The sequence below is a fragment of the Streptomyces sp. SM1 genome (assembly GCF_002910825.1).
Classification (GTDB): Bacteria; Actinomycetota; Actinomycetes; order Streptomycetales; family Streptomycetaceae; genus Streptomyces; species Streptomyces okerensis.
Genome location: NZ_NEUB01000620.1, coordinates 1 through 7,584, shown reverse-complemented (window position 1 = coordinate 7,584; position 7,584 = coordinate 1). Strand labels below are relative to the sequence as shown.

Here is a 7,584-nt window from a genome sequence, read left to right as displayed (position 1 = left end):
CAGGGGCATTGCGCGATTGGGATTGGTCCGGTTCGTCGGTCTCGTCAGTGACGTGGCGTCATGTCCGTTGTGTGGCAAGGGACCCCGGAGAGCAGAGCAGGCACGGTGCTGGTGATCATGTGGTTGTCGAGACCCATGAGAACCGAGCGAGACCGTGCCTGCCCGAACATCATCGCCCATCCCTTCCGCGCTGGAGCAACTGGGCTCCCCGACTGATCCCCTCACCTCAAGCGATGTCGCTGACCTGCGGCGTTTCCTGATTCTGGTCGCCGATCCCCGCGATGCGCGAGGGCTGCGGTATCCGGCCCTCGCGTTGCTGTGCGCGGCCGTCTCGGCGGTGCTGACCGGGGCCCGGTCGCTCATCGCGATCAGCGAGTGGATCACGGATGCCCCGCAGCATGTGCTGGGTGTCCTCGGCTTCGCTGCCGATCCGCTTACCGGTCTGCGGCCGGTGCCGCACGCCGCAACCGTGCGCCGCCTGCTGCAGCGTGTGGACGGTGACGCGCTGGATGCGGCGATCAGCGCGTATCTGCAGGCCAGAACGCCGCCCCCGGTCGAGCCGGACGCGGAGGAGGGGCCGGTGCGACGGGTGATCGCGGTCGACGGCAAGGTGGTCCGCGGATCGCGAACCCAGACGGCCGCCGCGATCCAGCTGCTGGCGGCGATGGACCACCACGGCGTTGTCCTGGCCCAGCGGCAGGTCGCTTCCAAGAGCAACGAAATCCCCTCCTTCGCACCGTTGCTGGACGGACTCGAGCTGGCGAACACGGTGGTGACCGCCGACGCCCTGCACACCCAGCACGACCACGGGGCCTATCTGACCCGTCGCGGCGCGCACTACGTGGCCGTCGTGAAGAAGAACCATCCGGGCCTGTATGCCCAGGTCAGAACGCTGCCCTGGCGGGACATCCCGCTCGGGCACCGCACGCGCGACCACGCCCACCACCGCGACGAGGTCCGCCGGCTCAAGGCCGCCGCATTCAGCCACCTCGACTACCCCGGCGCCCACCAGGCCATCCAAGTCGTGCGCTGGCGACGCGACATAAGCGCCGGGAAGCTGACCATCGAGCGCGTCTACCTGATCACCAGCCTGACCGTTTTCGACGCCACCTGCACCGAGCTCGCCACCTGGATCAGAGGCCACTGGGGTATCGAGAACCTCCTGCACCACGTCCGGGACCGCACGTTCCGCGAGGACGACTCCAAGGTCCGCACCGGCACCCTGCCCCGCTCCATGGCCTCCCTGCGCAACCTCGCCATCAGCGTCTTCCGCCAGGACGGCCAGACCAACATCGCCGCCGCCCTCCGCCACACCGGCCGCGACTACCACCGGCCCCTACGAGCCCTCGGCCTCACGTGACGAACCCAGACAGATCTCGATCATGCAATGACCCTGGTTCCCGCGCGGACGACCGGACCACGCGCACGCGCTGCCGTGGCTCGGCGACGTAGGTGCCGGAACCGGCGCGGCCTTCGAGCACCCCTTGGGAGATCAGCAACTCCTGTGCCCGGCGAACCACGTTGTCGCCGACGCCGTACTCCTGGCCGATCTGGGCGCGGGAAGGGAGTCGGTCCCCCGGTTCCCACTCGTGCTCCGCGATCCGCCGCCGCAGTTCGTCGGCGATGCGGAGATAGGGCGGTTGCTCAGGCATATGGAAAATCTAGTCCACTAGCTCTAATCTAGTTAACTAGCTTCACTCAAAGTGATCGCCGCTAACCGGAGGGCTGCCCTGTGCCTGCTTCCAAGGAGCGCGCGGAGGCCATCGCCGCCCGGTTATCGGCCGTCGGGTTCGCCACGCGTGTGGAGGAGCGCGACGACTGCACGGCCATCGAGGCGGAGGTGCCGGAACCACTCTCCGCCGAGTCATGGCGGGAGGTCCTGGAAGCGGTGGCTACGGCCGACCGCTTCGGCCTCCTCGCCACCAGTTCGAATGACCGCACCCTCTGGGCGGTCGTACGCAAACGGTCCCCGCGACGGGCGATGTCGGGGGACCGGGTCATCAGCGATAGGGGCTGAACACCGTGCTCAATCGTATCCGCCGTACCGTCTCGCGCATCAGGGAGCGGTACCTCTACAAGGGTCGGCACCGCCGCTCCGAAACGCCTGCGCAGCCGGTGGCCGTGCCACCAGAAGTCGCTTACGGCGCAGTGCTGCTCCTGCGTCGGCACCGCGAGCACACGGGCGTCCTCGTGGGGGAGGAAACGGCGCTCGTCCGCCCGTACGTCCTAGCCAGTGAGGCGCGAGCACGGCACCGCTCGGCGGCCATGAGCTGCGCTCCCCTCGCCGGCCCTTGGTACGCCTCGGCGGGTGACCGCTGATGCCTTCCCGCCAACAACCGCACACCACCCAACCCGGGCCCAACTCCTATCGGTCGACGTCCTGCCGCATCGGCACACACCACGCCTGCGCGGAGTCGTCCCCGCTCACCGCACCGGTCGACGTGCCGGTGATCTATGAAGCCTGCGCCTGCTCGTGCCACACCATCGCCAAGTCCTCAGTACCGACAGAGGCGGCACGGTGAGGGGGCCGGCACTCAGCGGCGCGGTGCTCTCCCCTGTCGAGATCACCTCGGCCAGCGTGCAGCTCGGCGACGTCATCCAGGTCGGGGGCCAGCAGTGCCGGGTGACTGACCTCTTCCAACTGCCCGGTGGAGCCAAACGACTCGTTTTCGACTCGGGCGAGTTGCTGACCATCCACACGGGGACCCGGCTCGTCGCCCTGCGGCTCGTGCGAGTGAGAGGCGGTGATCCCGCCCGTGCCCTCACGACGCAACGCCATCGCCGATGACCTCCGGGAGCGGATCGTCACGGGTCGGCTCAAGCCCGGCGAACGCCTGCCTTCTGAGGCGCATTTGGCCTCGCAGTACAGGGTCAGCACACCGACGCTGCGGAATGCCCTCGCCGTGCTTCAGGCGGAAGGTCTCGTCGAGAAGACCCACGGCAAGGGGAACTTCGTCCGTCGTCCGCTCCACAGAATCACGTACGTCGGTGGGAGGCGAACCCCGGAAGCACACAGCATGGATCTCGCACCCCTGAGCGTCACCGTCCATACCACCAGGGTGCGGGCCCGCGGGCATCTCGCGGCCCTGCTAAAGATGCCGACCGGCAGCCCTCTGACCGAGATCCTCTGCCTCGGCCATGAGGGCGAGAGACCTCACAGCCTGGCGCGCATCTATGTCCCCTGCGACTTGGCGCCGGCCGCCGTGCTCCGTGATTCGCTCCCGTACGAGGCGGTAGTGACACGACTGACGCAACTCCGCCCGTCACCGGCTGAGGTCCGGGAGGAGATCAGCGTTCGTCTCCCGACACCGGAAGAGGTGTCCACCCTTCGGATCAGCTCCGCCCTGGCAGTCCTCGCCGTCACACGCCAGACGGCCGACATCGCTGGACGCGTGGTCGAGGCGGCCCTCCTGGTGCTCCCGGGAGACCGCGCTGACGCGGTGTTCACCACTCACTACGTGATCGACGAGAGGCCGACGAAAACGTGACAACGTCAGACGAACTGCGGCTCCTCCCCTGGACGGGACCCGACGGCAAGCCGTGCTTCCTCAGTACCGATGACAGCGGCGGCTACATGTCCCGCCTGGCCGACAACATCGAGTCAGTACAACTCGGCACGGCAACCGAACTACTGGACCAAGCAATCGACATGCTCGCCACCGACACGGCCCCGGACGACATGCGGCTTCTGGCGAAGAGCCTGACCGGAGCCCTGAGGAACACGCTCCGCGTGGCAACCAGCCGGGGTCACCGCCTGGACAGCCGGTCTACTGATCACAGGCTCCGCTGACCAGCGGGATTGGCGAAGCCCACGGCTCTGACCAGTTCAGATGCCGTGGGCTTCTGCCGTCGGCGGTGCTGCCGTGTGACCACCGCTTTAGGAATTCGGTCGGTACCCCCATCACGCCTGGCACCCACCAGCTGACCATGCCGCGTCAAGCTTCTGCCGACTGCCGCCATCCATGGCTGTTGATGTCACCTGTGGATGTCATGGGACGGGATGCCGTTGAAGGTCGGGGGTCCTCCTGTGACAGCTCCAGTTCCTCCTTGACCGGCTTGCCCCAGAGCCCAAATTCCATGACAGAACGCATCATCCAGGCAGATGCGAAGGGGCATGGCGCTCGTGAAGCGAGTTGACCTGCCCAATCCAGAATTCGAGCTTCACCGTTGCGGAGGAACCCTTCGGAAGCAGACCGAGCTGCTGCGCGAGTGTGTAGAAACCAGGTCCAGCATCGTTTGCCCCGAGGTAGTGGACCAAGGCGGAGATCATGAGCCCGCTCTCTGGGTAGTCCCGTTCCACTATCAGTCCAAGCAGGTGGCCCATCGCTGCCCGCTCGTCCGCTTGCTCGAAGTCGAAGCCAGGCAGTCCAGTCCGCCGGGCCAGTACAGAGTTCATCTCCGTGTAGGTCGTGACCTTACGGAGTTGTGCCCGCTCAACGAGGAACTTCAAGCCGGCATTGACCAACTGATCCCATGCCTCGTCGCTCCGGCCGTACATCGCCCACCCCCTGCGCTCGCGATCCAGACACCTGAGTATGCCAAACAGGCCGACCCAACGGAGCGGCTTGGATCACACATGGTTCCGGAGGCCGCATGGGCTTGAGGTAACGCTACAGGTCGTGGAAGCGCGAGCCCGTACCAGTCGTCACCTCGTCCACGAATGGTCCACAGGCTTGCATCTCGGCTGGGAGCAGTCGCGCCCTGCAACATCAGCGTCTACCAGTATGAAAGATCCGCTGGATCGCGAGGCTGCCACCACGGTCTCATCAATTTCTGGCCCGGCGGCGGGCTTTCGGAATTGTCAGCTGTCCGGCGGTTGTCATTCGTTCATAGGCTGTCAGCAGTACCTTCAAACGCTCAGTGTTGTCGGATAGTTTTTTCCGGCCACTAAACAAGCGATCAACTACGGCATCAAGGCTCTGGTGTGCTTTCAGAAGGCGGGCCGGCATCGCGTATTCGGCGTAGAGTTCCGAGAGGGTCGATGCCGGATAAGCTGCTCGCGCGTCCTCGACGTTTCGCCATGCCTCGACCAGCGAGGTCTTCTGATTCTTGTTTGGGATCGGCCAGGGAACTGGGAAGTAGGCCAGTCCAGGGGAGAGGGAGATGTCGGACTTAAGGCGTCCGGCAAAGGTTTCAACCCATGCCATGAACATAGAGGACTGAAGGAGTGCTGCGTGCCAGGGTTGGGCCTCGGGGAAAATGATTAGCTTATTCCCGGCCACAGTCTCAGACGTGAAAAAGCGCCCGGGGATCCACCGGCGGTTTTCTGAGGAAACCTCTGGAAGGGCGAAGTAGTCCGTGCCGGGTTGGCGATCCTGCGTGAACAGACCTGGCTGGCTCGCATATTCCTGCACTGATTCAGTCGGAGACTTCAGGCGCGCTTCCTTTACACCGTCCAGCCGAGCACGAAGCAATGGGGACGCTGCAATATGTGCAGGGTTGGCGTCTTTGAGCCACAGGCACCAGCGCAGTGGCTTGCCCTGCAGCATGTCCTTACCTTGGACGAAGCGACGCAGATACGGAGCTGCGTTAGGGTCGGCTGCGAGTTTCGGGTACTCCGCTTCGGTGACCAGTAGGTGTCCGCCGTCGGTGGGTTGGCTTCCCTTGTGGGCGTTAGGCATGCCTTGAACTGCAGGTGTCGTCAGTTTTGCTGGCACCAGATCAGGGCCGTCGGACAAATAGAAGTTGAGACGGCTAGTGGGCTTCTCAATAGGTTCTCCGGCGATGTCTGCATAGGAGAAAAGCCGGGTCTTGCGGTTTCGTCGCGCCTTGCCGGAAAAGCCGACGACGATGCAGTGGACAACAGCTGCTGCGGGGGCCTCAGAGGTCCACTTGAAGGTCTGATGGGAAAAGTCAACGGCGAAGCCGTGGCGGTCTAGAAGGGGAACCATGGTGCGCGCTTGTTCACCCTGGGTGATGGAATTCGTGGATACAAAAGCGACCCGTGCATCTCCTGCATGGCGTAGGTAGTCCATTGCCTTGGCGTACCAGCAAGCCACGTAGTCCAGACGTCCCGTTCGCAGCCCCTTCGCATCGACCTTGGTGAATACCAGGCGGTTGTCTCTCTGCTGTTCCGGGGTCATACGGTTCATGCCAATGAAGGGAGGGTTGCCCAGCACATAGACGTCATTGCTTGCAGGCAACACAGAATTCCAGTCCATATGGAGGGCATTGCCGACCTGGATGGTGTCGATTTTATTCAGAGGCAGGGGGTCGGGACCCACGCCGAGAGCCAGCTCAAGAGCCTGGTTGGCTTGATGCTCGACCAGATGCAGCGCGGTCGCAGCGATGCGGGCCGGCCACTCTTCGAGCTCGATTCCGTGGAAGTTTTCCAGACGCACTGGCAGGAGCGTCTCATCGAAGAACATGGTTCCTTCTTGCCAGCCCTTTCCTCTGAGTGCCTGCAGTCGCTCTAGAATCGCCAAGTCCAGAGCCCGCATCTCGCGGTAGGCGACGACGAGGAAGTTGCCACACCCACACGCGGGGTCAAGGAAGCGCATTCTTCCCATGTCCTCGCGGAGGATTTCCAGCTTCTTGATGTCGTGCTGGTGGTCGGCGAAGCGCTGACGCAAGTCGTCGAGGAACATCGGACTGATGACCTTCAGAATGTTTGTCTCAGTCGTATAGTGCTCCCCGAGCTCGCGCCGGGCCTTCTTGTCTTTCACAGCCTGGAAGAGAGAGCCAAAGATGGCAGGGCTGATGGATGACCAGTTGTACATGGCGGCTTTCATGAGCTTGCCGCGCATCTCGGCGTTAAACGCTGGGATTGTCAGCGGTTCCTCGAACACGCCGCCGTTGACATAGGGGAAGCGGGCCATTAGCTCGTCGAGGTTCTTCTGCCGCCTCTCGACTGGGGTAGCCATGACCTGATAAAGCATCGACAGTTGTGCGCCGAGGTCGGAGCCATCCTCGCTGGTGCGGTCGGTCAGAAACTGCAGGAACAAGTCGCGCTCCCATACGCCGGAGTCGTCGGCGTATAGGGCAAACAGTGAAGTCTTCTCAGCAACGTGACGGTTGCGGTGTGTGATGATGCCGGACGGCGGGATGGTGACTCGGTGTCAGACATGAGTGAAGCCCCTGGTAGGAACGGGTCTGCGAAGATCACGTTCCGTACAACCAGAGGCTCCACGTGGCGTCCATTATCACCTACACCGCCGTGCTCGATGTCCGCAGGGCGACCGCCGAGCATCTCGCGAAGCTGCTGCGCGGGCACCGCGAGCAGCTCGGGACCCGCAAGGGCACTCGCGCGCTGGGCGTCTTCAAACAGGCGGTACTCGTGCTGCGCTGGTTCGTCGACGGTACCCGGCTGGTCCAACTCGCCCGGGACAACGGCATCTCGGTACCGACCGCCTACCGCTACCTGCACGAAGGGCTGACGGTGCTCGCCGGCCACGCGCCCGATCTGTCCAGCGCGCTGGAGAGGGCGGCGGCGGCCGGGTACACCCACCTCAATCTGGACGGCACGGTCATCCGCACCGACCGCGTGGCTGCCGCCGGCCCCAACGGCGCGGACCTGTGGTGGTCGGGCAAGCACAAGCACCACGGAGGAAACGTGCAGGTCATCGCCGCCCCGGACGGCTGGCC

6 protein-coding genes and 3 pseudogenes are annotated in these 7,584 nt (G+C 64.3%); 6 read left to right on the top strand and 3 right to left on the bottom strand.

The features are described from left to right. Positions 1-154: 154 nt before the first annotated feature. A complete protein-coding gene (locus tag B9S61_RS15760; protein ID WP_103542832.1) occupies positions 155-1,360 on the top strand; it encodes an ISAs1 family transposase in 1,206 nt (401 codons plus the stop codon). Between the two features lie 28 nt (positions 1,361-1,388). Here the strand turns inward: B9S61_RS15760 and B9S61_RS15755 are convergent. After that, positions 1,389-1,652: pseudogene (locus tag B9S61_RS15755) on the bottom strand (GntR family transcriptional regulator); the annotation flags it as partial. A gap of 80 nt (positions 1,653-1,732) precedes the next feature. Here B9S61_RS15755 and B9S61_RS15750 point away from each other — a divergent pair. The 4 genes and pseudogenes from B9S61_RS15750 (at position 1,733) to B9S61_RS15725 (ending at position 3,790) form a co-directional block, all read left to right on the top strand. Then, positions 1,733-2,010 (top strand): annotated as a pseudogene (locus B9S61_RS15750) (hypothetical protein). Between the two features lie 12 nt (positions 2,011-2,022). Continuing rightward, a complete protein-coding gene (locus B9S61_RS41570) occupies positions 2,023-2,319 on the top strand; it encodes a hypothetical protein (protein WP_103542830.1) in 297 nt (98 codons plus the stop codon). A gap of 425 nt (positions 2,320-2,744) precedes the next feature. Beyond that, positions 2,745-3,488, top strand: a complete 744-nt coding sequence (locus B9S61_RS15730) for a GntR family transcriptional regulator (RefSeq protein ID WP_258039677.1) — start codon at positions 2,745-2,747, stop codon at positions 3,486-3,488. Then, the gene (locus B9S61_RS15725; RefSeq protein WP_103542827.1) at positions 3,485-3,790 is read left to right on the top strand and encodes a hypothetical protein; all 306 of its coding nucleotides are present in this window, start codon (positions 3,485-3,487) and stop codon (positions 3,788-3,790) included. The genes B9S61_RS15730 and B9S61_RS15725 overlap by 4 nt, the downstream gene beginning before the upstream one ends. Positions 3,791-4,090: 300 nt before the next feature. Here the strand turns inward: B9S61_RS15725 and B9S61_RS15720 are convergent, their stop codons facing one another. Together B9S61_RS15720 and B9S61_RS40345 are read right to left on the bottom strand one after the other, a co-directional pair. Then, positions 4,091-4,498, bottom strand: a complete 408-nt coding sequence (locus tag B9S61_RS15720) for a hypothetical protein (protein WP_181007385.1) — start codon at positions 4,496-4,498, stop codon at positions 4,091-4,093. A gap of 268 nt (positions 4,499-4,766) precedes the next feature. After that, positions 4,767-6,989, bottom strand: a complete 2,223-nt coding sequence (locus B9S61_RS40345; RefSeq protein ID WP_308457770.1) for a DNA methyltransferase — start codon at positions 6,987-6,989, stop codon at positions 4,767-4,769. A gap of 140 nt (positions 6,990-7,129) precedes the next feature. Here B9S61_RS40345 and B9S61_RS15710 point away from each other — a divergent pair. Then, positions 7,130-7,584 (top strand): annotated as a pseudogene (locus B9S61_RS15710) (IS5/IS1182 family transposase); the annotation flags it as partial.

What these genes read in the sequence shown, in the direction of transcription:
- B9S61_RS15720 (WP_181007385.1), bottom strand. Translation starts at nt 4,498, where the DNA reads ATGTACGGCCGGAGCGACGAGGCATGGGATCAGTTGGTCAATGCCGGC.